This is a genomic window from Nonomuraea ceibae (genome assembly GCF_019396325.1).
GTDB classification, from domain to species: Bacteria; Actinomycetota; Actinomycetes; order Streptosporangiales; family Streptosporangiaceae; genus Nonomuraea; species Nonomuraea ceibae.
In genome coordinates this window covers 1-25,926 of the sequence record NZ_JAHKRO010000120.1, presented here as the reverse complement: position 1 = coordinate 25,926, position 25,926 = coordinate 1, and the positions used below count along the sequence as shown (strand labels likewise).

Here is a 25,926-nt window from a genome sequence, read left to right as displayed (position 1 = left end):
CCCCACCCGCCCCCGCCCCGCCCGCGCCTGGTCCGAGACATGGGCCGGGCGGGAGGGGCCGGCCTGGTCCGACGGGCGGTGCCGCCTGCCGGTGACGGTGTGCTGCCTGACCTTGGCGCGGGTGCGGCGCAGGTAGTGGGTGTACAGCTCGGTGCCGACCGTGGTGGCCACGCTCATCACCGCCGCGCCGATCACGGTGCCCGCCACCCCGAGCCACGAGGCCGCCACCGCCGCCGTGAGCGCGGCCATCGCGCCCCCGGCCACCTGCACGACGCTCACCCGCCCCCGCCACTTCCCGGGCGCGTCCGGATCCGGGACGGCATCCGCGCGGACGGCCGCGCCCGTACGCGCCCCGGCGACCGCGCCGGTGGCCGCCTCGGTGGCCGCGTCGGTGGCCACGCTGGGGGCCGCCCCCGTGGCCGCGTCGGGGGTGGTGAGGTCGGTCGGGGTGTGTCGCCTGCCGGTCATGCTTACGCTGGCCAGCCTTCCTCGTGGTCGGGCGCGAGCGCGCCGCGGGTGTGGGATCGTGATCCGCCGAACCGGGGCCGGCCACGAGCGTGGCGCGCGGCACGCCGGTCAGGGCCTGGGACGGCCGAGCGACGGCCTCCCGGGGGGCGGCTGCTGGGACGAGTCACGATGGCATACCCGGGCAAAGCCGGTCAGCGCGCCACGCGGCGTACGGCGACCTTCTGGGAAGGACATTGCCATCTCCGACCACACCCCTGACCTGGCGGAAAATGAGCGATATGTGACGCATTTATGGACTTATGGTCACAGCCCGGTGATTGATAGGTTGCGCGAGAAAAAGTTGCCATTGATCGTCGGGGGAATGCGCGGTGGGCATGAACGTGCGCGCGAAAGGGCAGCGCCTGGCCGGGGAAATCCAGGCCGAGCTCGCCCTGTGGACGGACCGTACCGGCTCGGCGGCCGAGGTGTGGGCGCTGCCGGCCGGGGCCGTGCCGCCGCGCGCGAGCCAGGCGGTGCTGTCGGTCGTCCGCCCGGTGCTGTCCGCCGCCGAGGCGCACGACCCGGTCCCCGTGGTGTCGCTGGCCGTCACGCTGTCGGCGTCCGGGCTGCGCCTGACGGTCAGCTTCGAGGCGAGCGGCGCGGCGGACGGGACGCCGCTGCCCGAGGCTCGGATGCGTGCCGCGTTCGCCGAGGCGGGCGGCACGCTGAAGGTGGCGGTGTCGCAGTCCGGTGGCGTCACGGTCAGCGCCGCCGTCGCCGCCGATCGGCTCAGGTGACGGCGGGCGAGCCCAGCAGGGCGGCGTCGATCCGGGGGCCGAGCACGTCGGCGCCGTCGGTCACCTCGTTGGGCTGTCGAGGACGCGCCAGACCACGCGCCGGCCGGGGACGACCTCGGTGAGCCGGATGCGGCACCGGTGGACGCCGGGCACCTCGTAGCCGAACTCGTCGCCCTCGGCGGCGGTGGCGCCGGTGACGTTCCTCGACCACCAGCCGCGCACGTCGAGGACGGCGGCGAACACCTCGGCGGGCGGCCGGGGCAGCTCCAGGGTGATGGTCGTGCCCTGATCGGTCATGGTCCCTCCGTACGGTCCGCGGTGCGCTGGATCTCCTCGGCGATGCGCTTGACGCGCCGGAGCCTGGCGTCCCATGCCGCGCCGACGGAGGAGAGCTGGGCGACGGCCCGGGCCAGTTGCGCCTCGTCCACCCGATACTTCCTCTCCCGCCCGGCGGGTGAGGCGTGCACCAGCCCGGCTCGGTCCAGCGTGCCGAGGTGCTTGGTGATCGCCTGGCGGGTCACGGGCAGCCGCTCGCTGAGGCTGGTGGCGGTGCCGTGGCCGTCGGCCAGGAGCAGGTCGAGGATGCGCCGCCGGGTCGGGTCGCCGACGGCCGACCACAGCTCGTCGTCGACGGCCGCCGTCACGGTGTGGCCACCAGGCGCGTGACGTACTCGCCGAGCCGGGGCACGAACGTGTCCCAGCCCTGGCTGTGGTCGCGGTGGCACTCCGCCAGCTTGGCGGCCTCCCAGCCCAGCTCGCGGAAGCCGGTCTCGGTGAGCCGGATCCGCGTGCCCGCGCCCGCCGGGGTGAGCTCGAAGGTGACGAGCAGCGAGGCCGATCCGGTCTCGCACCAGCGGAAGGCGAACAGCCGGGGCGGCTCGGCGGTCACCACGGTGATGGGGGCGACCTGCTCGCGGTCGCCCCAGATCAGCTCGCCGGTCGCGCCGGGGACGGGCTCGATCGAGGCGTCGTCGCTCCACCAGCGGGAGATGTGCTCGGGGCGGCTGACGACCTCGAAGACGACCTCGGGGGTGGCGTCGACGTGGATCTCGCGTTCGATGCTGCCGTACTCCATGCTGAACTCTCCAGACCTTACGTGCAACCTTTGGTTGCGCGTAAGGCTAGCGCGTACGGCCCGGATCGCGCAACCAAAGGTTGCGCATGTTCACCAGCCGACCTCGTCGCAGCCCCGGTGGTCGGCGGGCTCGACCTGGAGGGTCGCGTGGGCGATGTGGTGACGCCGGCTGAGCACGTCGCGCGCCTGGTCCAGGACGGCGTGGTGGTCGGCCGGCTCGGCGGTGACCAGGTGGGCGGTGGCCACGTTCATGCCCGAGGTGAGCGTCCACAGGTGCAGGTCGTGCACGTCCCGTACGCCCTCGATGGCGGACAGGTCGGCGGCCACGGCGTCGGGGTCGACGCCCTCGGGCACGTGCTGGCCGAGCACGGCGAAGACCTGGCGGCCCAGGGAGACGGCGCGCACGGCGACGAACAGGCCGATGGCCAGGGCGACGAACGTGTCCCAGAACGGCTGGCCGGTGGCCGACACCAGCCAGCCCGCGACGATCACGCCGACCGAGCCGGCCGTGTCGGCGACCACCTCCAGGTACGCGCCGCGCACGTTGAGGCTCTCGCCCGCGCCGGAGCGCAGCAGGAACAGCGCCACCAGGTTGACCAGCAGGCCGATCGCACCGACGATCATCATCGGCCCGGACGACACCTCGGCCCGCTCGCCGATGCGCCCGATGGCCTCGATCACCACGTAGAGCGCGACGCCCAGCATCATGACGACGGCCAGCAGCGAGGCGAACACCTCGGCCCGGTAGGAGCCATAGCTGCGCCGGCCGGTCGTGTCGGGACGGGTGGCGATGCGGGTGGCGACCAGCGCCGCGCCGAGCGTGACCACGTCGGCGGCCATGTGCCCGGCGTCCGACAGCAGCGACAGCGAGCCCGACAGCAGGCCGAAGACGAGCTCGACGACGAAGAAGACGCCGATCAGCACGAACGAGACGGCCAGCCGCCAGCGGTGGCGGCCCGCCGCGTGCCCGTGCCCGTGGCCGGAGCCCATCACGACCTCCCGTCGCGCTCGGGGTGGATGGCCTCGGTGTGCTCGGTGTGCGCGAGCGCCACGTCGAGCAGCATCCGCACGTGCGGGTCCTCCAGACGGTAGTACGCCATCCGGCCGGAACGGCGTGCCGCCACGATGCGGTGCGCGCGCAGCAGCCGCAGCGCGTGGGAGACGGCCGACTCGCTCTGGCCGGTCACCGCCGCCAGGTCGCACACGCACAGCTCGCCGTCCAGGAGTGCGACCAGCAGCCGCAGCCGGTTGGGGTCGGCCAGCAGGCCGAAGACGTCGGCGGTGTCGGTCACGTCCTCGGCGGCCGGCATCCGCTCCCGCACGGCGCTCACCCGGTCGGCGTCGACGACCTTGACGGCGCACCCGTCCACCATCAAGATGCCTTCATCTGAAGAGGTGTTCATATGTACAAGATAGCGAAGAGCGCGGAACGACTGTCAACCCCCGGTTCGCCGCAGCGCATTTCACCGGCCGATGAATCGGTTGGCTAGCATCGTCGGCGTGAGGATCACCGTCTTCGGCGCCACCGGCGGCACCGGCAGAGCCGTCGTCCAGCGCGCCCTGGCCGCGGGCCACGAGGTCGTCGCCGCCGTCCGCGATCCGGCCAGGCTGCCGCTCTCCCACCCCGCGCTGGAGATCGCCACCACCGACGTCTTCGCCCCGCGCACCCTCGAACCCCTCCTGACCGGCAGCGACGCGGTCCTGTCCGCGCTCGGGCCCAACAGCCGCAACGACACCTCGCGGGTGTGCTCGGCCGGCATCGCCGCCATCCTGACGGCCATGGACGCCACCGGCGTCCGCCGCGTGCTCGCCCTCAGCGCCCAGCCGGTGCTGCGCACCGGCGCGGGGGAGTCGCTGCTGTGGCGCAGGCTCGGCATGCCCGCCGTCCGCGCCGTCTTCGGCACCGTGTACGCCGACCTCGAGCGCATGGAGCGGACCCTGGCCGCGAGCACCGCCGACTGGACCGTGCTGCGGCCTCCCCGGCTGACCGGCAAGCCCGCCACCGGCCGCTACCGCAGCGCCGTGGACGCCAACGTGCCCGGCTCCATGACGCGCGGCGACCTGGCCAGGGCGATGCTCGACATGCTGCCGGACCCGTTCACCGTGAGGCGGGCCATCGGGGTCGCCGGGCCGCGCCGCTGACGTACGATCTCCGCACGTCCAGCAGGCACCGTCCAGCAGAAAGCGCCCCATGCACCTCCACCACTTCAGGGCCGCCGGCGTGTCCGTGGTCCTCGAATGCCCTCCCGACGCCCTGCCCGCGATCCTGCACTGGGGGCCCGACCTCGGCCCGCTCGCCGACGACGCCCTGGAGCACCTGGCCGCCGAGCTGCGGCCGCGCCCCGACCAGACCTCCGACGCGCCGATCCGCACGGCGCTCGTCCCCGAGGCGCGCACCGGCTGGGCCGGCCTGCCCGGCCTGTCCGGCCACCACCAGGGCGAGAACTGGTCGCCCGCGTTCACCGCCGTCACCTGCGAGACGGCCGGGCGGCGCCTCACCGTCACCGCCGCCGACCCGCACGCCCGCCTCGCCCTCGCCCTCACCGCCGAGCTCGACCCGTACGGGCTGCTGCGCGCCCGCGCCGAGCTGCACAACGAGCACGACCTGCCCTACACGCTCGACGCGCTCAACCTGGCCCTCCCGGTCCCCGGGCACGCCACCGACGTGCTCGACCAGGCGGGACGCTGGTCCAAGGAACGCGTCCCGCAACGCCGCCCGCTCACCGTCGGCGTCCACCTGCGGGAGAACCGGCGCGGACGCACCGGCGCCGACGCCGCCACCGTCCTGTTCGCCGGCACCGCCGACCTCGGCTTCCGGCGCGGCGAGGCGTGGGGGCTGCACGTCGGCTTCAGCGGCGGCCACCGCCACTACGCCGAGCGCACCGCCACCGGCCGCACCCTGATCGGCGGCGGCGAGCTGCTGCTGCCCGGCGAGATCGTCCTCGCCCCCGGCGACACGTACCGGACGCCCTGGATCCACGCCACGTACGGGCGCGGCCTGGACGAGGCGGCCCGCCGCTTCCACGACCACCTGCGCGCCCGCCCCGCCCACCCGGCCTCGCCCCGGCCCGTGGTGCTCAACACGTGGGAGGCCGTCTACTTCGACCACGACCTGGACCGGCTGCTCGACCTGGCCGCCCGTGCCGCCAGGGTCGGCGTGGAGCGGTTCGTGCTCGACGACGGCTGGTTCCTCGGCCGCCGCCACGACCGCGCCGGCCTCGGCGACTGGCACGTCGACCCGGCCGTCTGGCCCGACGGGCTGCACCCGCTCGTCAAGCGGGTCAGGGAGCTCGGCATGCAGTTCGGCCTCTGGTTCGAGCCCGAGATGATCAACCCGGACTCCGAGCTCGCCCGCGCCCACCCGGACTGGATCCTGCGGACCGGTGACCGCCTGCCGCCCACCGCCCGCCACCAGCAGGTGCTCGACCTCACCAACCCCGCCGCGTACGCCCACATCAAGGAACGGCTGCTCGCCCTCGCCGGCGAGTACGAGCTCGACTTCGTCAAGTGGGACCACAACCGCGACCTCGTCGACGCCGGGTCGCCCCACCGGCAGGGCCGCGCCGCCGTCCACGCCCAGACCCACGCCGTCTACCGGCTGCTCGACGAGATCCGCGCCGCCCACCCCCGGCTGGAGATCGAGTCCTGCTCCTCCGGCGGCGCCCGCGTCGACCTCGGCATCCTCGAACGCACCGACCGCGTGTGGGCCAGCGACTGCATCGACCCGGCCGAACGCCGCCAGATCATGCGCTGGACCGCCCAGCTCCTGCCGCCCGAGCTCATCGGCAGCCACATCGGCGCCGGCCGCTCCCACACCACCGGCCGCCGCCACGACCTCGCCTTCCGCGCCGCCACCGCGTTCTTCGGCCACTACGGCGTCGAATGGGACCTCACCGCGCTCACCGACGCCGAGCTCGCCGAGCTCGCCGGGTGGATCGCCCTGCACAAGGAGCACCGCGAGCTGCTCCACGGCGGCGTCATGGTCCGGCTCGACGACGTGCCCGACGGCGTGGAGGCGCACGGCGTCGTCGCCCCCGACGGGCGCTCGGCCCTCTTCGAGATCGCGCTGCTCGACCGCCCCGCCACCTGGCCGCCCGGCCTCCTCCGCCTGCCCGGCCTCGACCCCGGCACCCTCTACCGCATCCGGCCCCTGGTCCCCGTCGACTCCCACGGGGCCGCCCCCGCCTGGACGTCCGGCGGCGCCGTGCTGCCCGGCTCGGCGCTGGCCGCCTCCGGCATCGCGGTGCCGCCCCTGTTCCCGGACCGCTCCGCGCTGCTCCACCTCACGGCCGTGGACGCGCCGCGATGACCGGAGCCGCGTCTTCCGGGGGCGCCGCGTGACCGGGCTGGAGGAGGCGCTGGCCGCCGTCCCGGTGATCGCCGTCGTCCGGGCCGCCGCCTCGCGCCACCTGGCCGCCGTGCTGGCGACGCTGGCCGGCAGCGGCGTACGGGCGGCCGAGGTCACGATGACGACGCCCGGCGCGCTGGAGGCGATCCGGTGGGCCGCCCGGGGCGGGGTCGAGGGCGTCGCGGTGGGCGCGGGCACCGTGCTGACGGCCGAGGCCGCCCGGGAGGCCGTCGGCGCCGGAGCGGGCTACCTGATCACTCCGGCGGTCCTGCCCGAGGTGATCGAGGAGGGCCGCAGGCTCGGCGTCCCCGTCGTGCCGGGCGCGTTCACGCCGACGGAGATCCTCCAGGCGTGGCGGGGCGGGGCCGCCCTGGTCAAGGTGTTCCCCGCGAGCGCGGCGGGCGGCCCCGGCTACGTCAGGGACGTGCTCGCGCCGCTGCCGGAGGTGCCGCTCGTGCCGACCGGCGGCGTCCGGATCGAGGACGTGCCCGCCTACCTGAGCGCGGGCGCCCGCGCCGTCGGCATGGGCGCGCCGCTGCTCGGCGACGCCTGCGCGGACGGCGACCTGGCCGCCCTCGCCTCCCGCGCCCGGCGGCTGCTCGGCGTCGTCGCGCGGCACCGGGAGGAGCGGGGCTGAGCCTCGGGAGGAGCGCTGAGCCTCAAGAGCGGGCTGAGCCGCAGGATCGCGCGAGCGGTCAGCCGCCCGGCTCGCCGACGCCGTGCGACGTCGTGACCGCCGGCCCGGAAGCGCCGGGCGAGGCCGTGATCGTGGTCCCGGCCTGCCCGGCGAGCACCGCCGCCGCGTCCCGCAGCGCGCCGATGGCCGCAGGCCGCCCGGTCGCGGTGACGAACCGTACGCACGCCTCCGCCTTCGGCCCCATCGACCCGGCAGGGAACCGCATCGCGCGCAGCTCGCCCACGTCCACCGACGACAGCGGCCGCTCCCGCGGGGTGCCGAAGTCGCGCCGGACCGCGTCGACGTCGGTGAGCACCACGAGCCGGTCGGCCCCCAGCTCGATCGCCAGCAGCGCCGCCGTGAGGTCCTTGTCCACGACGGCCTGCGCGCCCTCCAGCCGCCCGCCGGGCCGGGGCAGCACCGGCACCCCGCCCCCGCCGCCGCAGATCACCGACGTGCCGGCGGCCACGAGACGCCGGATGGTCGGCAGCTCGACGACGCGGCGCGGCGCCGGGGACGCGACGACCCGCCGCCACGCCCCGCCCTCGCCCTGCCGGGCCACGGTCCACCCGTGCTCCACGGCCAGCCTGCGCGCCTCGGCCTCCGGGTAGCTCTGGCCGACGAACTTCGTGGGCGCGGCGAACGCCGGATCGTCCGCGCCCACCTCCGTCTGCGTGACGATCGTGACCACCGGGCCGGGCAGCCCCGCGTTGGCCAGCTCCTGCGCCAGCCAGTAGCCGATCATGCCCTGCGTCTGGGCGCCGAGCGTGTCGAGCGGGAACGGGTGGGCCAGGTCCGGGTCGTTCGCGCTCTCGACGGCCAGCATGCCGATCTGCGGCCCGTTGCCGTGGCAGAGCACCAGCGTGTGCTCGGCGCCCAGCGGGGCGAGCGCGCGGGCCGCTGCCCGCACGTGCCGCCGCTGCACCGCGGCGTCCGGGCGTTCGCCCCGTTCCAGCAGGGCGTTGCCGCCCAGCGCGACGACGAGCAGCATGTCACTCTCCCAGCGCCGCGACGAGCACGGCCTCGACGGTACGGGGCGCTTCTCCGCAGGGTGCCACCCGAGAAGGCGCCCGGGCCAGCCCGGCACGCCGGACGTTCCCGGCCGGGCGGAAGCCGTTCGGCCGGGGGACTCAGCCGGTCGTGGCCTTGAGGGCGGCTTCGAGGATGTCGACGCCCGTGTGCAGGTCGTCCTCGCCGATCGTGAGGGGCGGGGCGATGCGGAAGATGCCTCCCATCCCGGGTAGCTGGACGATGTTCATGTGCAGCCCGCGTTCGAGGCAGGCGCGGGTGACGGCGGCGCCGAGCGCGTCGGCGGGGGCCTTGGACGCCTTGTCGCGGACCAGCTCGACGCCCTGGAGCAGGCCGCGGCCCCGGACGTCGCCGACGACCTCATAGGCGTCGCGCAGCGCGAGCAGCCGCTCGGTGAGCTGGTCGCCGAGCCGGGCGGCCCGCTCGACGAGGCGTTCGCGCCCGATCACGTCGAGCACGGTCAGCGCGACCGAGGCGGCCAGCGGGTCGGAGACGTGCGTGGTGTAGAAGAGGAACCCGCGCTCGTGGCAGACCCGCTCGATCTCCGTGGTGGTGACGACGGCCGCCACCGGCAGCCCGGCCCCGAGGGTCTTCGACAGCGTGAGGATGTCGGGCGTGACGCCGTCGCGGTCGAAGGCGTACATCGTCCCGGTGCGGCCGAGGCCGGTCTGCGCCTCGTCGAGGATGAGCAGCATGCCGCGCTCCTCGCACAGGTCCTTGAGGCGGCGCAGGTAGCCGGGAGGCAGGTCGATGATCCCGCCCGAGGACAGGACGGGCTCGACGAGGCAGGCGGCGAGGCTGCCGGAGGACTGCCGGTCGACCAGGGCGAAGCCGTAGGCGAGCTCGGCCTCCCAGTCGTAGGAGCCGTCGGGGGAGCGGAACGGCGACCGGTAGGCGTTGGGGGCGGGCAGGGCGAGGTTGCCCGGCGTGGGCGGGCCGTAGCCGCGCCGCCCGGCCGAGTAGGTCGCGGCGGCGGCCCCCTGGGTCATGCCGTGCCAGGAGCGGTCGAAGGAGACGATCTCGTAGCCGCCGGTGGCGAGCTTGGCCATCTTGATCGCCGCCTCGTTGGCCTCGGCCCCCGTGGTGAGCAGCAGCATCTTGCCGAGCTCGGGCGGCAGGGTGGCGGTGAGCCTGGCGGCCAGGTCGAGGACGGGGGCGCTGAGCATGCCGCTGTAGAGGTGGTCCAGGGAGGCGACCGCCGCCGAGACGGTCGCGACGATGTCCGGGTGCGCGTGGCCGAGGATGGCGCTCATCTGCCCGGAGGTGAAGTCGAGGATGGGCGTGCCCTCGCGGTCGTAGACGTACGAGCCGGAGGCCCGTTCGATGAGGCGCGGGGTGAAGGCGGCTCCGTAGCGGATGAGGAGCCGGTCCGCGTCCTCCAGGAAGGTCGTGTCCAGGTCCATTGTGTCCATGTCCATTGACGTCGTCACCCTTTCCCGCCGGGCGTACGCCGATGTATTCGCCCGGCGAAACGGAGCATATGCCGGAAAGAGGATCAAATGGAGGGGCGGCGGCGCCTTGACCGAATGCTGGGTTATTCCACGGTGAAGGCGAGGAACGTTCACCGGGTGTATCCGGCGGCGCGTGGGCGGCGGCGGGCGTGAGGGCCGCGCCCGCCGGCAGGTTGTCCGTGCAGGCGACGCTGGCGCTGGCCGCCGGCGTGTTCTCCCTGGTCGTGCTGAGCGCGATCGGCGTGCTCGCCGACGTGGCGATCCGCGCCGCCATCGAGCGCGGCGTCTTCGAGGAGACCGAGCGGGCGGCGACCGACTGGATCGGGTCGATGACCACGAGGCGGCCGTCGCCGCCGGTCACCGCCTCGGACGTCGACCTGATGCAGCTCGTCGACTCGTCCGGGAACGTGGTGTCGGCCAGCCGGGCGGCCGCCGGGCGTCCGCCGCTCAGCGCGTTCTGGCCGCGGTCGGAGGACCGGATCGAGCACCGGACCGAGTGCTCGCCGGCCGGGTGCGTCATGTTCACCGCCACCCGGCCGTCGCCCCAGGAGGAGCAGGTGCTGTGGGGCGGCGAGTCGCACGTGGTCTACGCCGGGCGGATGCAGCCGGAGATCCTCGCCACGCACCGGCTGGAGCTGTTCCTGGGCGCGGGCGTCCTGGCGGCGAGCGCCCTGATGGTGGGGGTGGCCTGGGTCCTGACCGGCCTGGCGCTGCGGCCGGTGGAGGCGATGCGGCGCCGGCTGGCCGAGGTGACCGTGACGGACCTGAGCCTGCGCATCCCGGAGCCGCACGGCAGTGACGAGTTCGCCCGGCTGGCGCGTACCGCGAACGTGACGCTGGCCCGGCTCCAGGCGGCGGTCGAGCAGCAGCGCAACTTCTGCTCGATGGTGTCGCACGAGCTGCGCACGCCGCTGACCGGGATACGGACGCAGCTGGAGGAGGCGCTGCTGTATCGGGAGGTGGACCCGCACCAGGCCATCCGCGACGCGCTCGGCACCGCCGACCGCTGCCAGTCGATCATCGACGAGATGCTGATGCTGGCCCGGGTCCGGGCCGCCCCGCACGGCGCGGAGCGGGTGGACCTGGCCGAGCTGGTGCGCGGGGAGGCGGCGGCGCGGCGCTCGGGGGTGCCGGTCCGGGGCCGGGTCGAGGAGGGCGCGGAGGGCGTCCGGGTGCGCGGGAACACCGTCCAGATCTGCGAGGTGCTGGTCAACCTGATGGCGAACGGGCAGCGTCACGCCCGGTCGGGTGTGGAGGTCAGCCTCGCCCGGGTGGACGGCCAGGCGGTCGTCACGGTGCTCGACGACGGCGACGGCATCGCGGAGGCGGACCGGGAGCGGGTGTTCCAGCCCTTCGTCCGGCTGGCCGAGGCGCATCGGCGCGACCCGAAGGGCAGCGGTCTCGGCCTGGCCATCTCCCGTGCCATCGCCGAGGCGCACCAGGGTTCGCTGAAGGTCGGGGACTCGGAGGCGGGTGCGGCTTTCGTGTTGCGGCTGCCGCTCGCCGACGCCGATTGAGCCGTTCTTCCTTTCCCTTTTCTGTCAGGGAAAGGCGTCATGGCGTTTTTGGGAAGTGGAATACCCCAGGCTGGGGGGCGGCTTGTGTGGCGGGTGAAAGTGTTTCTTCGGCGGAGACGAGCTTTTCTCGTCCGGTCAACCCAATTTCCCGGAGGAATCCTTGAAAATGGCGAAAAACACCAATTTCGTCACCAGGAGCGCCGGAGCGCTCCTGGGCGCCCTGCTCGCGGTCTCGGCCGCCATACCCGCCGCCATGCCCGCCGCCGCGGCGGACACGCTGTCGCGGCCCGGCACCGACCGCGGGGACGTCTTCTACATCGTCGCCGAGCACAGCCGCCAGGCGATCACCGCCCAGACCCACGGCCCGCGCCCGCTCGGGATGATCCAGGTGCCCGTGCGCGGCCTGTCCACGCAGCAGTGGCGCGTCGTCCGCTGGGACCACGCCTGGCTCCTGGTGAACCGCCACTCCGGCCTGTGCGCCGCGATTCCCCGCGAGCGGCACGCCCGCCTCGTCCAGGACGTCTGCGGCCGGTTCGGGCACGTCAACCCGCGCGCGCTGTGGAACGCCGACCGGCCGGGCGCGCTGTCCGGCAGGCCGGTCATGTGGCGCTCGGCGTACAACAAGGAGTGCATCGACGTCTTCGGCCACTCCCACGACCACTACACGGTCGTCCAGCACCACCGCTGCCACGGCGGCGAGAACCAGACCTTCCGCCTGGTCCCGGTAGCCGACTCCTGACCGTGGGGCGGGGGCGCGTGATTCGCGCCCCCGCCGTCACGTGACGCCGGGGGAGTCGGGCACCAGCCCGTGCTCGGTCAGCTCCCAGTGGAAGCGGCGGCTCGGCCGCGCGAGCTGCACCAGCGCCCGGAACGCCGCCACGCTCATCAGCGCCCAGTAGAGCGGCACCAGCAGCATCGTGCGGACCGCCTCGTGCACCGAGCGTTCCAGGCAGCCCGCCATGTGGGCGAGCATCAGCAGCAGGTTGCCGGCCACCATGACCATCGTGCCCAGATAGAGCGCCACCCCCGGGAACAGCGCCTCGACCGCGCTGGGCCCCGCCACCAGATAGAGCGCCGTGAGCGCCCACAGCACCGGGTTGAGCAGCGTGCACAGCACCGAGAACCCGACCGTGAACTGGAAGCTCCAGAACCCGCGCGCCCCCAGCTCCCGCCACAGCCGCCGAGGCGAGCGCATGTGGACGAGCCACGTCTGCATGTAGCCCTTGATCCACCGGCTGCGCTGCCGCACCCAGTTGCCCAGCCGGCTGTTGGCCTCCTCCTCGGTGACCGAGTCCATCATGCGCACGCTCCACCCGCGCCGCGCGATCCGGATGCCCAGGTCGGCGTCCTCCGTGACGTTGTACGGGTCCCACGCCCCCAGCTCGCGCAGGGCGTCCGCGCGGAAGTGGTTGGAGGTGCCGCCGAGCGGGATCGGCATCCGGTAGCGGTCGAGCCCGCGCAGGAAGAGGCTGAAGTTCAGCGCGTACTCGGCGGTGAAGCACCGGGTGAGCCAGTTGGTCCACGGGTTCCAGTAGTGCAGCTCGGCCTGGACGCACACCACCCAGCGGGGCGCCCCGGCGAACGCGGCGACCGCCTTGCGCAGCTGCGACGGCTCGGGCCTGTCCTCGGCGTCGTAGATCACGCAGAACTCGCCGCGGGCCCGCTCCAGGCCGACGTTGCACGCCTTCGGCTTCGTCCTGGGCTCGCCCGCCGGGATCAGCACGAGCTCGAAGCCCGGGGGCAGCTCGTCGGGCAGCGCTGCGGCGGTGTCCTCGTCGTCCTCCTCGACCAGGAGCAGGACCTGCAGCCGGTCGGCCGGGTAGTCGAGCGCGGCCAGCCGCCGCAGCAGCGCGGGCACGACGCAGCCCTCGCGGTGCAGCGGCACGAGCACCGTGTAGGGCGGCAGGTCGTCGTCCCCGGGCAGCTCGGCGAAGCGCAGCACGTCGCCGCCCCGCGCCTGGAAGATCAGCCACAGCTTGTAGCCGACGCCCGCCGCGTACAGCAGGGTGACGGTGACCATGCAGGCGGCCAGCACCGTCACCACCCCGGTCAGCGCCATCGCCCCGGCCAGCACGAGCGCGCCCGCCCCGGCGGTGATCCGCTGCCCGCGGCTCAGCGTGACGTGCGCGCTCACCGGGCCGCCCCCGCCCGGTAGACGACGCGGTCGCCGTCGTCGTAGACCGGCGTGTAGCCGCGCAGCGCCGGGGCGCCGTTCAGCGCCTTCCACACCCGGTCGCGGTCGCCCGGCGTGCGGCGCATGTGGATCCACCGCACGCCGCTGCCCGCCGGGTCGTCCAGCGCCGCCCGCCACTGCCGGAAGCTGCCCTCGTACAGGATGGACCCGGTGGGCACCCGGGAGTGGAAGGTCAGCACCTCGTTGCCGAACGACTGCATCAGCACCCTGCCGCCGTCGTAGTGGGATCGGAGCCAGGCCGCGGCCCGCAGCCCGGACCGGACCGCCTCGCCCGACCGGAACGCCTCGGCCTCGCGCCGCACGTCCAGCTCGCCGGTGGCCAGCGGGCACACCAGCACGGCGACCGCGCCGGCCAGCGCGGCGACCGGCCGCCCGGCCCGCGCCGCCTCGGCGGCCAGCCCGCCCGCGAGCAGCGCCACCGGCAGGATCACGATCAGGCCGAAGCGCACGTTGTACAGGTCGCCGGCGATCTCCTCCACGTGCAGCGGACGCTGCCCGGAGTAGAGCGCGTAGACGAAGAACACCGCCAGCAGCAGCGGCGCCAGGCACACCGGGTCGCGCCGCCGCAGCACGTGCGCCACCAGCCCGGCCAGCGCCAGCACGGGCAGCACCGGCCCCAGGTTGCTCACCACCGCGTAGCCGTACGTCCTCAGCGACGTCCCCCAGTCGCCCACGGTCAGCTCGTCGCGCGACACCCACAGCGACGGCTTGGCGTACTCGCCGGCGTAGAAGTAGAGCGGGTCGCCGAAGATGACCACGTTCCACAGCAGCCACAGCGCCATCCCGGCGAACGCGAGCGTGCCGTAGAAGATCACGTGCGCCTCCGCGCGGGAGCGCCGGCGCGGGTGCGGCGAGCGCCGCCACACGGTCCAGCCCACGATCAGCGCCGCGACGGCGGCGATCACCCACCCCTCGTAGCGGGTGAGGGTCGCGAGCAGCGCCGCCGCCCCGGCCGCGGCCAGGCTCCGGTAGTCCTCGGTACGCCGCCACGCCGTGAGGTGGTAGACCGTGGCGGCCAGGCAGGCCAGCAGCGGCAGCTCGGTCATGGGCGTGCTCTGCAGATACAGCACGGCGGGGCAGAGCGCGAGGACGGCCGCCGCCGTGACCCCGGCCCACCGGCTGCCGGTGAGCAGCAGCGCCGTCCGGTAGAAGGAGCGGGTCGCCAGCACGTACGCGATCATCGAGACGACGGTCGCCGCCGTGCCCGACCGGTACCAGCCGTCGATCCACACCAGCGGCAGCGTCAGCAGGTGCGGCAGCGGCAGCCAGACGCCGCCGAGCTGCGCCAGGCCCGGCGTGGGCGAGCTGATCACCCGGCGGGAGATGAGCAGGTGCGAGATCGCGTCCGGGTACGCCAGCCGCGCCGCGCCGAAGTGCTGCCAGGCGACCATCGACAGCACGGCGGCCAGCACGGTGAGCACGGCGAGGACGGGGTCGCGCGGCCGGACCAGCCGGTGCGCGGCCCGGCCCACAGGGGTCGCGGGCGACACCTCGGCCCACAGCGAGAGCAGGCTGCGCAGTGACCGCAGCGCGACCGGCAGCCGGCCGCCGCTCTGCTCGCCGTGCAGCCTCGGGAAGTGCTCCACCGGCCGCTGGATGATCCGCGCGCCCAGGCCGCGGGCCTTGGCCAGCAGCTCGGGGGAGATCGTCGCGGCGTCGGCGCGCAGGTCGAGGCGTTCGAGCACACGCCGGTCGAACAGCTTGTAGGCGCAGTCCACGTCGCGGGCCCTGATCCCGAGCAGCAGCCGGGTCAGCCACGTCCAGGCCCCGCCCGCCAGCCGGCGCCCCAGCGGGTCGGCGCGCGGCAGCCGGTAGCCGATCACCACGTCGGCGCGCTCCCGCTCGGCGTCCGCGACCAGCTCCGGCAGGCCGTGGGCGCGGAACTGGCCGTCGGAGTCGGTCAGGAAGATCCGCCGCGCCCCGGTCTCCGCCAGCGCGTGCGCGATGCCCGTGCGCACGGCCGCGCCGTAGCCCAGGTTGGCCTGGTGGTGCACGACCTTGACCCGGCCGGGGAAGCGGCTCGCCAGCCGGTCGGCGACCTCGCCGGTGCGGTCGGGCGAGCCGTCGTCGACGACGACCACCCAGTGCTCGTCCTCCTCCAGCGTCGTGAGGAAGTCCTCGACGGTCGCCGCCAGATTGGCTTCCTCCCGGTAGGCGGGCATCACCACGGCCACGCTCACGCGAGTCCCCCCATACGCGAAAGAAAGATGCCCTGACCAGCGGAAACTGGAGAATCACCGCCGACAGTACGCACCAGGCACGCAGGGTGTCAGGGAACACGCCGCAGGTTTTCCCCCAGAAGGGGTTCAGAAGGGGTAACGCGGCGGCTCGCCCCGCATGGTGATCCACCGGGTCTCGGTGAACGCCTCGATGTTGGCCGCCGCCCCGCCGAACCGCGACCCGGTGCCGGACGCGCGCACGCCGCCGAAGGGGGCGTTGGCCTCGTCGTTCACCGTCTGGTCGTTGATGTGCACGATGCCGGTCGGGATGCGCTCGGCCACGGCCAGCCCGCGCATCGCGTCGCGGGTGACGATGCCCAGCGACAGGCCGTACTCGCTGGCCGCGGCGATCTCGGCGGCCTCCTCGGCCGACGAGACGCGGGTGACCGGCGCGACCGGCCCGAAGACCTCGTCGGCGAAGGCCGGCGCGGTCAGCGGCACGTCGGCCAGCACCGTCGGCCGGTAGAAGAGGTCCTCGTAGGAGCCGCCGGAGGCGAGCCTGGCGCCCTGGCCGACGCTCTCGGTGACCAGCCGGTGGATCTTGTCGCGCTGCCCGGCGTCGATGACCGGGCCGAGCGCGACCTCGCCGGTGGCCGGGTCGCCGACGGTGAGCCCGCCCGCCTTGGCGGCCAAGCGCTCCACGAACTCGTCGTAGAGGCGGCCGTCGACCAGGTGGCGGCCGGTGGTCATGCAGATCTGGCCCTGGTGGAAGAACGAGCCCCAGGCGGCCAGGTTCACCGCCGACTCCACGTCGGCGTCGTCCAGCACCAGCAGCGCGGAGTTGCCGCCGAGCTCCAAGTGGGCCCGCTTGAGATGGCGGCCGGCCAGCTCGCCGATGCGCCGGCCGACCGGGGTGGAGCCGGTGAAGGAGATGACGCGCACGTGCGGGTCGGCGATCAGCGCCTCACCCACGTCCGCGCCGCCGGGCAGCATCTGGAGCACGCCCGGCGGCAGCCCGGCCTCCTCGAACACGCGCGCCATCAGCGTGCCGCCGGTGACGGCGGTACGCGGGTCGGGCTTGAGGAGGACCGCGTTGCCGAGCGCCAGCGCCGGGGCCACGGACCGGATGCCGAGGATGATCGGCACGTTGAACGGCGAGATCACCGCCACCACCCCGGCCGGCATGCGCCGGGCCATCGACAGGCGCGGCTGCTCCGAAGGCAGCACCTCGCCGATCGCGCGGCCGGGCAGCGACGCCGCCTCGTAGCACTCCTCGGCCGCCACGTGCAGGGCGAACCCGGCCATGCCGGGCACCGCGCCCACCTCGCGGACGTTCCAGCCGCTGATCTCCTCGGCGTGCCGCTGCCACAGGTCACCGGCCCTGCGCAGCACGGCGGCCCGCGCGGTGTGCGGCAGGGCGGCCCACTCCCGCTGCGCCTCGGCGGCGGTGCGGGCGGCCTCGGCCACGTCCTCCGGGGAGGCCAGGCCCATGCGGCCGAGCTCGCCGCCGGTGGCGGGCTCGACGACGGCGTAGTCGCCGCCGCTCCCCGGCGTCCACGCGCCGGTCTTGAAGATCTTTCCTTGCCAGTCGGTGCCGTCGAGCAGTGTCACGGCCGTTCCCTTCTGTGTGAGTGTGGTGGTGCGGGCAGGGGCGGGGTCAGCCGCTCGACCAGGCGGGCGGCGTCGAGGACCAGGTCGTCCCGCCCGGCCGCGCCCGCCAGTTGCAGCCCGACGGGCAGTCCGCCGGCCAGCGCCACCGGCACCGAGACGGCCGGCAGCCCGGCGGCGTTGAACGGCGAGGTCAGCCGGGTCAGCAGCAGCTCGATCGGCCACTCGACCGGCCCGGCCGGCCCGGCGACCACGGCGGTCATCGCGCCGATCGGCGGCGCGGTGATCGGCACGGTCGCGCTGACCAGCACGTCGCAGGAGTCCAGGGCCCGCTCCAGCCGGGCCGTCATCCGGCGTATGGCCGCCTCCTGCCGTCCGGTCTCCTCGGGCGCGGGCGGCGGCATCCGCATCAGCTCGGCCACGTCGGCCCCGAACAGGGCGGGCTCCCGCTCGAACGCCCGCCGGTGGAACGCGCCCGCCTCGCGCACGATCCTGGCCAGCACCGCCTCGGGCATCAGCGGCTCGTCGGGCACGGCGACGTCCTCGACGGGCACGCCGTGCTCCTCCAGCCGCGTCCGGGCGGCCGCGAGCGCCGCCCGCACGCCCGGCTCCAGGACCGCGTCGAAGTAGCCGCCCAGCCAGCCCACCCGCGGCGGCCGGGACGGGCCCGGCGCGAGCGGGGCGGCCAGGGCGCTCATCAGCCGCGCCGCGCCGTCGACCGTCGGGGCGAGCACGCCGAGATGGTCCAGCGACGGCGCCAGCGGCAGCACCCCGTCGAGCGGGACGCGCCCCCGGGCCGGCTTGAACCCGACGCACCCGCTCAGCGCGGCCGGGATGCGCACGCTGCCCGCCGTGTCGGAGCCGAGCGCCCCGAGGCTGCTCCCGGCGGCGACCGAGGCCGCCGACCCGCCCGACGACCCGCCCGGCACGTGCCCGTGACGGTAGGGGTTGTGGGTGGGCCCGAAGAACGCGCTGTCGGTGCGCCCGCCCCAGGCCAGCTCGTGCGTGGTGTGCTTGCCGAGGATCACCGCGCCGGCCTCGCGCAGCGCGCGCACCGCGCTCGCGTCCCGCTCGGGCACGTGATCGGCGAACCGCGGCGAGCCGTACGCGGTCCGCACGCCCGCCGTGTCGATCAGGTCCTTGATCCCGATCGGCAGGCCGTGCAGCGGCCCGCGCACCGGCCCGGCCTCCAGCTCGGCGGCCCCGGCGCGGGCCTGCCCGGCCGTGACGAGGGCGTACGCGTTCAGGTGCGGCTCGGTCGCCTCGATCGCCGCCAGCATGCGCTCGGTCAGCTCGACCGGCGACGGCTCACTCGCGGACATCGGGCCTCCTCACGTGATAGCCGACGGGGAACAGGCTCAGCCCCGTACGGGAGCGCACCAGCCCCCACAGCCCGCCGGGCAGCCAGAGCGCCACCGCGATCCCGACCGCTCCCAGAACGACCAGATACCAGGAACCGTAGTCGGCGAGGAACTGCTGCATCGTGAAGAACACCAGCGCGCCGATCAGCGGGCCCTCGATGAACCCGATCCCGCCGATCACCACGATGAAGATCATGTACGCGGACCACTGCACACTGAAGATCGCGTCGGGGTTGACGCTGAGCGAGCTGACCGTGATCACCCCGCCGGCCGCGCCGCACCCGGCCGCCGAGACGAGATAGACCAGCCGCTTGGCCCGACCCACGTCGATCCCCGCCGAACCGGCGGCGGTCTCCTCGTCCCGCACCGCCATCAGCGACAGCCCGAGCCGGCCGCGCAGCAGCAGGTAGCAGCCCGCGATCGTGGCCAGCGCCAGGGCCAGCGCGATCCAGTACGTGAGCGCCCCGCGCAGCGTCTGGTCCAGCCCCGACAGCCCGGTCAGTCCCTTGCCGCTGCCGCCGCCGAGGCTGTCCACCCGCACCACCAGGAGCCGGTAGACCTCGGCGATCACCCAGGTGCCGACGGCGAAGTAGTCGCCGCGCAGCCGGAACGCCAGCCACGACGTCGGCACCGCGAACACCGCGCAGGTCAGCGCCGCCAGCGGGACCGCCAGGTACGGCTGCACGCCCAGGTCGGCCAGCGCGATGACCGTGTAGGCGCCGATGCCCACGTAGGCCTGCTGGCCCACCGACACCAGCCCGCCGAAGCCCGCGAGCAGGTTCCACATGCTCGCCAGCGCGACCAGCACGAACAAGTTGACCAGCGTGTCGGTCACGGTGCTGAACACCAGGAACGGCAGCGCCGCCAGCAGGGCCGCGCCGGCCGCCATGACCAGGCCGGACAGCCGGGAGGCGCGGGCGGCCCGGCTGACGTGCGGCCCGCCCGCCGCGCGTGCGGTCACGAAATCGGAGAGCGTCATGCGGTCCGTCCAGCGAGCAGGCCCTGCGGCCGGAAGGCCAGCACGGCGAGGAAGACGAGATGGCCGGCGAGCAGGGTCAGCGCCGGGTCGGCCTGCGCGCTCAGCGACTGCGTGATGCCGAGCACCATGCCGCCGAGCAGCGTCCCCCACAGCGACCCGAGCCCGCCGATGACCACGGCCTCGAACGCGAAGATCAGCCGGGACGGGCCGATCGACGGGTCGAACGAGGAGCGGATCGCGAACATCAGCCCGGCCAGCGCGACCGTCGCGAACGCGATGGCCGTGGCGATGCCGTAGACGTGCCGGCTGTCGGCCCCCATGAGCCTGGCGGTCTCCGCGTCGTCGGACGAGGCGCGCAGCATCCGGCCCAGCCCGGTACGCGACAGGAACAGCTGGATGCCGATCAGCACGGCCCCGGCCAGCACGAACGTCGTCAGCGACAGGTAGCCGACCGAGATCGCGCCGGACAGCTCGAACGAGCCCGTGGCGAACGCGCCGCCGTCGAGCGTGCGCGTGTCGGCCGAGAAGATCTCCAGCAGCACGTTCTGCAGCACGATCGACAGGCCGAACGTGACCAGCAGCGTCGCCAGCGGCCCGGCCGCCAGGCTCCGCTGCAGCAGCACCCGCTGCGTCAGGTAGCCGAGCAGCGCGAACAGTGGCACCGTCACCACCAGCACCACCCACAGCGGCAGCCCCGTGCCGCCGACCAGCGCCAGCGCCAGGAACGAGGCGACCACGGCGAGGTCGCCGTGCGCCAGGTTGACGATGCGCATCACGCCGAACATCAGCGACAGGCCGGTGGCGAACAGCGCGTACAGGCCGCCCAGCAGGATTCCCTGGACGACGGCGTTGAGCCAGCCCATGTCAGTCGTGTCCTTCCTGGCCGGCAGGCCGGGCGTCGAGGCCGAAGTAGGCGTGTTCGACCTGTTCGGCGGTCAGGTCCCCGGGCCGCCCGTGCAGCACGGACCGGCCTTCGAGCAGGCAGTGCACCCGGTCGGCGACCCGCATGGCCTGGGAGACGTCCTGCTCGACGATGAGCGCGGTGGTGCCCGCGCCGACGATCTCCGGCAGCGCCTCGTAGATGCGGCGCACGATCACCGGCGCGAGGCCGAGCGACAGCTCGTCGATGAGCAGCAGGTCGGGGTTGGCCAGCAGCGCCCGGCCGATCGCCACCGCCTGCTGCTCGCCGCCCGAGAGCTGGGCGGCGTTCTGGCCGCGCCGCTCGGCCATCCACGGGAACAGCGCCTGCACGGCGCCGAGCGTCCACGGGCCGGGACGGCGCCGGTAGCCGCCGGCCAGCAGGTTCTCCTCCACGGTGAGGGAGCGGAACAGCCTGCGCCCCTCCGGCACCAGCGCGATCCCCGCCGAGACCCGCCTGTGGGCGGGCAGCCGGGTGATGTCGCGGCCGGCGAAGCCGATGGTGCCGGACGTCGGCAGGATCAGCCCGGCCAGCGCGCGCAGCAGCGTGGACTTGCCCGCGCCGTTCGCGCCGATGATCGCCAGCACCTCGCCCTGCCGTACCTCCAGGCTGAGGGCGTCCACGGCGCGCAACTGCCCGTGGTGGACGGTGAGGTCGCGGATGGACAGCAGGGTCACGGCCGCTCCTCCTCACCGGTGGTCGTCTCGGTCTCGGGTCCGCCGCCCAGGTAGAGCTCGCGCACCTTCGGGTCGGCCAGCACCCGCATCGGCTCACCGTCGGCGACGACGGCCCCGCCCGCCAGGCACACCATCCGGCCCACGGTCTTGACCAGCGCGTGCACCACGTGCTCGATCCAGACCACGGCCAGCCCGTCGGCGTGCAGGCCGCGTACGACCGCGACCAGCTCGGCCACCTCCGGCTCGGTCAGGCCGCCCGAGACCTCGTCCAGCAGCAGGAGCCGGGGCGCGGTGCCCACGGCCCTGGCCACCTCCAGGCGCTTGCGCTGCAACAGCGTGAGCCGCCCGCCCGGGGTGTTGGCCAGCGCGGCCAGCCCGGTGCGCTCCAGCACGTCCATGGCGTGCGCCTGCGCCCGGCCGCCGCGCAGGCCAGCGCCCTGGTGGGCGCAGACCAGCACGTTCTCGAACACCGTGAGGTGCTCGAACGGCCTGGGCACCTGGTAGGTGCGGCCGATGCCCGCCCGGGTGCGCGCGTACGGCGGCGCGCCGGTGACCTCCCGGCCGCCGAACCACACCGCGCCCCCGTCGGGACGCAGATCACCCGAGATCATCGCGAACAGGCTGGACTTGCCCGCGCCGTTCGGGCCGACGATCCCCAGCGCCTCGCCCGCCTCGACCGACAGCGTCAGCTTCTCGGCGACGGTCACCCTGCCGAAGCTCTTGGTGACGCCGTCCAGCCGCAACAGCGCCGCCATCACGGGTTGGTGGGCAGGAGGTCGCCGCCGACGGGAACGTCCTTGTTGGCGGAGTTGTCCACGATGACCACGTCCCACGGGAAGCGCTCACCCTTGCGCCACTGGCCGCCCACCGGGTGCTGGATCGCGATGCCCGGCTGCGGCCCGGCGGTGAAGTCCAGCTTGCCGCTCATGCACTCGATCTTCATGCCGCGCAGCTTCGCCGCCACCTCGTCGCGGTCCTTGGGGTCGTCCGCCTCCTTGAACGCCTGCACCGCGATCTCGAACAGCGAGTACACCGAGCCCAGCGCCTGCGTCCACTGCTTGCCGGTCGCGGCGGCGAAGTCGTCGGCGAGCTGCTTGGCGCTGCGGCCGTCCAGCGTCGAGGCGTACGGGTGCGCCGGGCTCCACCAGAAGTCGGTGGCGATGTTGTCCGTCAGATCGCCCAGCGCCTCCGCCTCGGACGGGAACAGCATCACCTTCGCCACCGTGGCCAGCTTCGGCCTGAACCCCTGCTGCCTGGCCTGCTTCCAGAACGTCTGGAAGTCCGGCGGGATCGGCGCGCAGGTGAACAGCTCGGCCTCGGCCTCCTTGAACGCCGCGATCTGCGCGGTGAAGTCGGTGGCGCCGTTCTGGTACGCGCCGCCGTCGACCGGCGTGTAGCCGGACTTCTTCATCATCGGGCCGAGCCCCTGCCGGAAGGCGTTGGCGTCGGTGTCGTTCGGCCACAGCGCGGCCACGTTCTTGCCGGTCACGCCCATGCGGTCCCACATGGGGAAGAAGCAGTCGGCGAACTCCTTCATGCCGAAGAAGAACAGCGTCGTGTACGTGAACCCCTCGCCGTCCTTGCCGCCCCGGCCGTGGAACCACGCCTCCCAGGGGGCGATCGTGGTCACGTTCGGGATGCCGTTGGCCTCGCACTGGTCGGCGACCGGGTTGGTGGTGTCGGGCGTCGACGAGCCGACGATCAGGTCCACCTTGTCGCTGTTGATGAGCTGGCGGGTGACCTCCGTGGCGCGGTTGGCGTTCGACTGGGTGTCCTTGACGACGATCTCGATCCGCCGCTTCACTCCGCCCGCGGTGAAGCCGTTGCGCAGCGCCTCCTGGATCTGCTTGACCACGAAGTTGTCGGCGGTGGCGAACCCGGCCAGCGGACCCGTCTGCGGGCTCACGTACCCGATCTTGAGGACGTCGGAGGACGAGCCGCCGGTGCCCTTCAGCCCGCCGCACGCGCCCACCAGGGACGTCCCGCCGAGCGCGGCGGCCGCTCTGAGGAAGGAACGGCGGTTCAGGCCGCCCGTTGAGGTGTCGCTCACGCCAAACTCCTTGTGTCGACGGTGCTCGGCGGGCATGAGGGGGCCGCGAGCACCGCGCTCGCTCTGGGGGTGGTTCGCTCGGCCACCTCGTCGCCGGGGGACGGCGCTGACCTGCGGTGGCGGGAAGTTGAGGCGACCGTACGGCCGCGTCAGCACCAGAGCAACACTCTGTTTCACGGGTTCGAACGCGATTTTCCTGGTCCGAACGCGCTATCCGTTCGGGCGGTACCCCAGGCGGCGGGAGATCTCGGCCGCCGTGCGGCGCAACGGCGGTTCGAGCCGCCCCGACAGCGTCTCCAGCGTGGTCGGCGCGATGGTCAGGTGCACCGCGACGTTCACCGCCGCCACCACCTCGCCCGTCCGGTCACGCACCGGCGCCGAGAACGACCGCAGCCCCGGCGCCAGCTCCTCGTCGTTCACCGCCACGCCGCTCTGCCGCACCTTGGCCAGCGCCGCGATCAGCTGCTCCCGGTTCGTGATCGTCCTCGGGCCGCGCCGCGCCATCTCCGTCCGGTCCAGAATCTGCCGCAGCGCCGCCGGATCCTTGTACGCCAGCAGCACCTTGCCCATCGACGTGCAGTAGGCGGGCAGCCGGGAGCCCACGTGCAGGTTGAGATCCATGGCCAGGGCGCTGCGCCGGCCGCTGCGCCTGCGGTCCACGTACACGACGTCCGGCCCGTCGCACAGGCCCATGCTCACGGTGCAGCCCGTCTCGTCGGCCAGCGCCTGGAGCAGCGGCGCGGCCACCCCCGTGAGCTCCATCGAGTCGATCGCCGCGAACCCCAGGTCCACCACCTTGGGGCCGAGGAAGTACTTCTTGCTGTCCGGGTCCTGGCGGAGATACTCCAGCTTGACCAGGGTCGTCACGTACCGGTGGGTCGTGCTCTTGTTCAGCCCGACGACCCGCGCCAGGTCGGCGATGCCCAGCACCGAACGGTCCGCCGTGAAGGCGGACAGGATGCGCAGCCCGCGCTCCAGGGACACCGAGAACGTGGCGGAGGCGCCCGTGGCGGCCCGGGGGCGGGCGGAATCGTCAGCGGTCACGGTTGGAATATAGTTCCAGCGTTTCGCAGGTTCGAACACATCCGAGCAAGGAGAGCGGGGCTCCATGCACAGCGAGAGCGCCCGGCCCGCCCAGGGCACCGGCACCGGCGGTCCCACGGGCGACGGCACGGGCGGCTTCACCGGTCATTTCATCGACGGCGAGTGGGTCGCCGCGCGGTCCGGCCGCTCCTACCCCAACCGTTCGCCCTGGACGGGCGAGGTGCTCGGCGCGGTCGCCGCAGGCGACGCCGACGACGCCGACCGCGCCGTCGACGCCGCCCACCGCGCCTTCCCCGGCTGGTCCCGCCTGCCACCCGCCGAACGCCAGCAGATCTTCCTGCGCGCCGCCGACCTCCTGCTCGCCCGCCGCGCCGAGGTCGCCGCCGCCCTCGCCGCCGAAACCGGCTGCGGCCGCCACTTCGGCGACGTCCAGATCGACTTCTCCGTACGGCTGCTCCGCCAGGCCGCCCAGCTCGCCTACCGCCCCACCGGCGAACTCCTGCCCTCCGACCTGCCCGGCACCCAGGCGATGGCCGTACGCCGCCCCGTCGGCGTCGTCGGCGCCATCGCGCCGTGGAACTCCTCGCTCGCCCTCGGCGGCCGGGCGAGCATCGGGCCCCTCGCCCTCGGCAACACGGTCGTGCTCAAACCCTCCGAGGAGTCACCCCGCACCGGCGGCGCCCTGTGGGCCGAGATCCTGCACGAGGCCGGGCTGCCCGCAGGCGCGTTCAACGTCGTCACCCACGCCCCCGGCGAAGCCGGCGCCGTCGGCGACGCATTGCTGGCCTCCCCGCACGTCAAACGCGTCAACTTCACCGGCTCCACCGCCACCGGCCGCCGCCTCGCCGAGAAGGCCGGACGCCACCTCAAACGCCTCGTCCTCCAGCTCAGCGGCCAGAACCCGCTCATCGTCGCCGCCGACGCCGACCTCGGCCACGCCGTCGACGCCGCCATCTACGGCGCCTTCGTCCACCAGGGCCAGGTGTGCATGTGCGCCCGCCGCGTCTACGTCGAACGCCCGCTCGCCGACGCCTTCACCGCCCGCTTCGCGGCCAGGGCGGCGGCGCTGCCCACCGGCGACCCGGCCGACCCCGCCACCGTCGTCGGCCCCGTCATCAACGAATGGGCGCTGGCCCTGCTCGACCGCCGCGTCAAGGAAGCCGTCGCCCTCGGCGCCCGCGTCCTCGCCGGCGGCCACCCGCGCCCGCCCTGCTACCCGGCGACCGTCCTCACCGACGTCCCCGCCGACGCCGAGCTCGCCCAGGCCGAGACGTTCGGTCCCGTGGTGATCCTGGAGGTGGTCGACACCGCCGAAGAGGCGGTCGCCCGCGCCAACGCCTCCGACCTGGGCCTGGCCGCCTCCGTCATCACCGCCGACCCCCGCCGCGGCCTCCGCCTCGCCGCCGCCCTGGAAGCCGGCATCGTGCACGTCAACGACCAGCCCGTCAACGACGAGCCGCACATGCCGTTCGGCGGCGTCAAGGACAGCGGCTGGGGCCGCTTCGGCCTCGGCTTCGCCGCCGAGGAGTTCTGCGACCTCCAATGGATCACCACCCGCGACACCCCCCGCCCCTACCCCTTCTAACCCCACCCCC

Annotated in this window: 24 protein-coding genes and 1 pseudogene; 7 read left to right on the top strand and 18 right to left on the bottom strand. The window is 74.0% G+C overall.

Translation table 11 applies throughout. From position 1 onward, the window contains the following. Positions 1-468, bottom strand: a pseudogene (locus KME80_RS41685) (hypothetical protein); the annotation flags it as partial. 374 nt (positions 469-842) lie between these two features. Between KME80_RS41685 and KME80_RS41680 the strand changes: the two are divergent. After that, positions 843-1,244 carry a hypothetical protein gene (locus tag KME80_RS41680; RefSeq protein WP_219516677.1) on the top strand — a complete coding sequence of 134 codons (402 nt, stop codon included), beginning with the start codon at positions 843-845 and terminating at the stop codon, positions 1,242-1,244. A gap of 60 nt (positions 1,245-1,304) precedes the next feature. Here the strand turns inward: KME80_RS41680 and KME80_RS41675 are convergent, their stop codons facing one another. From KME80_RS41675 to KME80_RS41655, 5 genes are all read right to left on the bottom strand, one after another. Next, positions 1,305-1,541 (bottom strand): SRPBCC family protein, encoded by a 237-nt coding sequence (locus KME80_RS41675; RefSeq protein WP_219516676.1) that lies wholly within the window; start codon positions 1,539-1,541, stop codon positions 1,305-1,307. After that, positions 1,538-1,888 (bottom strand): ArsR/SmtB family transcription factor, encoded by a 351-nt coding sequence (locus KME80_RS41670; RefSeq protein ID WP_219516674.1) that lies wholly within the window; start codon positions 1,886-1,888, stop codon positions 1,538-1,540. The genes KME80_RS41675 and KME80_RS41670 overlap by 4 nt, the downstream gene beginning before the upstream one ends. Further along, a complete protein-coding gene (locus KME80_RS41665) occupies positions 1,885-2,319 on the bottom strand; it encodes an SRPBCC domain-containing protein (RefSeq protein WP_219516673.1) in 435 nt (144 codons plus the stop codon). Before KME80_RS41665 ends, KME80_RS41670 begins: the two co-directional genes overlap by 4 nt. A gap of 90 nt (positions 2,320-2,409) precedes the next feature. After that, entirely contained in the window at positions 2,410-3,309 is a 900-nt protein-coding gene (locus KME80_RS41660; protein ID WP_219516663.1) for a cation diffusion facilitator family transporter, read from the bottom strand. Further along, a complete protein-coding gene (locus tag KME80_RS41655) occupies positions 3,309-3,722 on the bottom strand; it encodes an ArsR/SmtB family transcription factor (RefSeq protein ID WP_219516661.1) in 414 nt (137 codons plus the stop codon). Before KME80_RS41655 ends, KME80_RS41660 begins: the two co-directional genes overlap by 1 nt. Before the next feature lie 97 nt (positions 3,723-3,819). On the opposite strand from KME80_RS41655, the gene KME80_RS41650 reads away from it, so the two are divergent. Genes KME80_RS41650 through KME80_RS41640 form a run of 3 tightly spaced genes read left to right on the top strand, consistent with a single transcriptional unit; the run spans position 3,820 to position 7,304 of the window. Continuing rightward, positions 3,820-4,461, top strand: a complete 642-nt coding sequence (locus KME80_RS41650; RefSeq protein WP_219516653.1) for an NAD(P)-dependent oxidoreductase — start codon at positions 3,820-3,822, stop codon at positions 4,459-4,461. 49 nt (positions 4,462-4,510) lie between these two features. After that, positions 4,511-6,628 carry an alpha-galactosidase gene (locus KME80_RS41645; RefSeq protein ID WP_219516637.1) on the top strand — a complete coding sequence of 706 codons (2,118 nt, stop codon included), beginning with the start codon at positions 4,511-4,513 and terminating at the stop codon, positions 6,626-6,628. A gap of 28 nt (positions 6,629-6,656) precedes the next feature. Further along, on the top strand, positions 6,657-7,304 hold the full coding sequence (locus KME80_RS41640; RefSeq protein WP_219516628.1) for a bifunctional 4-hydroxy-2-oxoglutarate aldolase/2-dehydro-3-deoxy-phosphogluconate aldolase: 648 nt from the start codon (positions 6,657-6,659) through the stop codon (positions 7,302-7,304). A gap of 58 nt (positions 7,305-7,362) precedes the next feature. Here KME80_RS41640 and KME80_RS41635 read toward each other — a convergent pair whose 3' ends face one another. Then, the gene (locus tag KME80_RS41635; protein WP_219516619.1) at positions 7,363-8,334 is read right to left on the bottom strand and encodes a carbamate kinase; all 972 of its coding nucleotides are present in this window, start codon (positions 8,332-8,334) and stop codon (positions 7,363-7,365) included. 139 nt (positions 8,335-8,473) lie between these two features. Further along, positions 8,474-9,790 (bottom strand): aspartate aminotransferase family protein, encoded by a 1,317-nt coding sequence (locus KME80_RS41630; RefSeq protein WP_246646620.1) that lies wholly within the window; start codon positions 9,788-9,790, stop codon positions 8,474-8,476. Between the two features lie 212 nt (positions 9,791-10,002). On the opposite strand from KME80_RS41630, the gene KME80_RS53005 reads away from it, so the two are divergent. Together KME80_RS53005 and KME80_RS41620 are read left to right on the top strand one after the other, a co-directional pair. Next, positions 10,003-11,340 (top strand): sensor histidine kinase, encoded by a 1,338-nt coding sequence (locus tag KME80_RS53005; RefSeq protein ID WP_219516603.1) that lies wholly within the window; start codon positions 10,003-10,005, stop codon positions 11,338-11,340. A 166-nt stretch (positions 11,341-11,506) separates the two neighbouring features. Then, positions 11,507-12,079, top strand: a complete 573-nt coding sequence (locus KME80_RS41620) for an RICIN domain-containing protein (protein ID WP_219516601.1) — start codon at positions 11,507-11,509, stop codon at positions 12,077-12,079. A 36-nt stretch (positions 12,080-12,115) separates the two neighbouring features. Here the strand turns inward: KME80_RS41620 and KME80_RS41615 are convergent, their stop codons facing one another. The 10 genes from KME80_RS41615 to KME80_RS41570 form a co-directional block, all read right to left on the bottom strand. Then, positions 12,116-13,474, bottom strand: coding sequence for a glycosyltransferase (locus KME80_RS41615; protein ID WP_219516599.1), 1,359 nt, complete (start codon positions 13,472-13,474; stop codon positions 12,116-12,118). Continuing rightward, positions 13,471-15,714, bottom strand: coding sequence for a glycosyltransferase (locus tag KME80_RS41610; protein ID WP_219516591.1), 2,244 nt, complete (start codon positions 15,712-15,714; stop codon positions 13,471-13,473). The genes KME80_RS41615 and KME80_RS41610 overlap by 4 nt, the downstream gene beginning before the upstream one ends. A 126-nt stretch (positions 15,715-15,840) precedes the next feature. Further along, positions 15,841-17,304, bottom strand: a complete 1,464-nt coding sequence (locus tag KME80_RS41605) for a benzaldehyde dehydrogenase (RefSeq protein ID WP_219516583.1) — start codon at positions 17,302-17,304, stop codon at positions 15,841-15,843. Beyond that, positions 17,301-18,623 (bottom strand): amidase, encoded by a 1,323-nt coding sequence (locus tag KME80_RS41600; protein WP_219516575.1) that lies wholly within the window; start codon positions 18,621-18,623, stop codon positions 17,301-17,303. The genes KME80_RS41605 and KME80_RS41600 overlap by 4 nt, the downstream gene beginning before the upstream one ends. Then, positions 18,610-19,641, bottom strand: coding sequence for a branched-chain amino acid ABC transporter permease (locus KME80_RS41595; protein ID WP_219516566.1), 1,032 nt, complete (start codon positions 19,639-19,641; stop codon positions 18,610-18,612). Before KME80_RS41595 ends, KME80_RS41600 begins: the two co-directional genes overlap by 14 nt. Further along, a complete protein-coding gene (locus tag KME80_RS41590; RefSeq protein ID WP_219516550.1) occupies positions 19,638-20,504 on the bottom strand; it encodes a branched-chain amino acid ABC transporter permease in 867 nt (288 codons plus the stop codon). The genes KME80_RS41595 and KME80_RS41590 overlap by 4 nt, the downstream gene beginning before the upstream one ends. Before the next feature lies 1 nt (position 20,505). Then, positions 20,506-21,237, bottom strand: a complete 732-nt coding sequence (locus tag KME80_RS41585) for an ABC transporter ATP-binding protein (protein WP_219516541.1) — start codon at positions 21,235-21,237, stop codon at positions 20,506-20,508. After that, the gene (locus tag KME80_RS41580) at positions 21,234-21,992 is read right to left on the bottom strand and encodes an ABC transporter ATP-binding protein (RefSeq protein ID WP_246646619.1); all 759 of its coding nucleotides are present in this window, start codon (positions 21,990-21,992) and stop codon (positions 21,234-21,236) included. The genes KME80_RS41585 and KME80_RS41580 overlap by 4 nt, the downstream gene beginning before the upstream one ends. Beyond that, positions 21,992-23,287, bottom strand: coding sequence for an ABC transporter substrate-binding protein (locus KME80_RS41575; RefSeq protein ID WP_219516522.1), 1,296 nt, complete (start codon positions 23,285-23,287; stop codon positions 21,992-21,994). Before KME80_RS41575 ends, KME80_RS41580 begins: the two co-directional genes overlap by 1 nt. Positions 23,288-23,497: 210 nt before the next feature. After that, the gene (locus KME80_RS41570) at positions 23,498-24,331 is read right to left on the bottom strand and encodes an IclR family transcriptional regulator (RefSeq protein ID WP_308126143.1); all 834 of its coding nucleotides are present in this window, start codon (positions 24,329-24,331) and stop codon (positions 23,498-23,500) included. A 64-nt stretch (positions 24,332-24,395) separates the two neighbouring features. On the opposite strand from KME80_RS41570, the gene KME80_RS41565 reads away from it, so the two are divergent. Then, positions 24,396-25,916: an aldehyde dehydrogenase family protein gene (locus tag KME80_RS41565; protein ID WP_219516512.1), complete on the top strand. Its 1,521-nt coding sequence runs from the start codon at positions 24,396-24,398 to the stop codon at positions 25,914-25,916. Positions 25,917-25,926: the final 10 nt, after the last annotated feature.

Coding starts and splice junctions, on each gene's coding strand:
- KME80_RS41680 (WP_219516677.1), top strand. CDS start 843: ATGAACGTGCGCGCGAAAGGGCAGCGCCTGGCCGGGGAAATCCAGGCC.
- KME80_RS41675 (WP_219516676.1), bottom strand. CDS start 1,541: ATGACCGATCAGGGCACGACCATCACCCTGGAGCTGCCCCGGCCGCCC.
- KME80_RS41665 (WP_219516673.1), bottom strand. CDS start 2,319: ATGGAGTACGGCAGCATCGAACGCGAGATCCACGTCGACGCCACCCCC.
- KME80_RS41660 (WP_219516663.1), bottom strand. CDS start 3,309: ATGGGCTCCGGCCACGGGCACGGGCACGCGGCGGGCCGCCACCGCTGG.
- KME80_RS41655 (WP_219516661.1), bottom strand. CDS start 3,722: ATGAACACCTCTTCAGATGAAGGCATCTTGATGGTGGACGGGTGCGCC.
- KME80_RS41645 (WP_219516637.1), top strand. CDS start 4,511: ATGCACCTCCACCACTTCAGGGCCGCCGGCGTGTCCGTGGTCCTCGAA.
- KME80_RS41635 (WP_219516619.1), bottom strand. CDS start 8,334: ATGCTGCTCGTCGTCGCGCTGGGCGGCAACGCCCTGCTGGAACGGGGC.
- KME80_RS41630 (WP_246646620.1), bottom strand. CDS start 9,790: ATGGACATGGACACAATGGACCTGGACACGACCTTCCTGGAGGACGCG.
- KME80_RS41620 (WP_219516601.1), top strand. CDS start 11,507: ATGGCGAAAAACACCAATTTCGTCACCAGGAGCGCCGGAGCGCTCCTG.
- KME80_RS41600 (WP_219516575.1), bottom strand. CDS start 18,623: ATGTCCGCGAGTGAGCCGTCGCCGGTCGAGCTGACCGAGCGCATGCTG.
- KME80_RS41595 (WP_219516566.1), bottom strand. CDS start 19,641: ATGACGCTCTCCGATTTCGTGACCGCACGCGCGGCGGGCGGGCCGCAC.
- KME80_RS41590 (WP_219516550.1), bottom strand. CDS start 20,504: ATGGGCTGGCTCAACGCCGTCGTCCAGGGAATCCTGCTGGGCGGCCTG.
- KME80_RS41580 (WP_246646619.1), bottom strand. CDS start 21,992: ATGGCGGCGCTGTTGCGGCTGGACGGCGTCACCAAGAGCTTCGGCAGG.
- KME80_RS41565 (WP_219516512.1), top strand. CDS start 24,396: ATGCACAGCGAGAGCGCCCGGCCCGCCCAGGGCACCGGCACCGGCGGT.